Here is a 359-nt window from a genome sequence, read left to right as displayed (position 1 = left end):
TTGCGGCCGTTCACATCCCAGTAAGGCGCGCCGTCAGCGGTTCTGAGACTGACCTGAAACACCGGTGCCTTCATCGGCATGCCGTGCAGCATCTCCCAATCGCGACCCACCGACGCCAGCACGTCGAGGATCGAGAACAGGACGGATGTGCCCGCGAGAGGGGATCCGATCACGACCGTTTTGATGCTCATGGCTCCAATTTTCCCTACTGAACGGTCCGATAATCACCGTTCCCTTCCTTTCAGCTTCTAACGCGAATCGACGCTCGGGTCCATCACCAGGGTCAGGACAGCGGCACATCCGCCGCCCATTCCCAACCCTGGAGCGATAGATGACCTACCAGAACCAGATCCCGACAT

General features: G+C 59.1%; 1 pseudogene. It reads right to left on the bottom strand.

The window, feature by feature from the left end:
• A pseudogene (locus ILP92_RS05030) lies at positions 1-191 on the bottom strand (GlxA family transcriptional regulator); the annotation flags it as partial.
• Positions 192-359: the final 168 nt, after the last annotated feature.

Source organism: Palleronia pontilimi (assembly GCF_016412875.1).
GTDB classification, from domain to species: domain Bacteria; phylum Pseudomonadota; class Alphaproteobacteria; order Rhodobacterales; family Rhodobacteraceae; genus Palleronia; species Palleronia pontilimi.
This window is presented reverse-complemented; position numbering and strand designations above follow the sequence as displayed.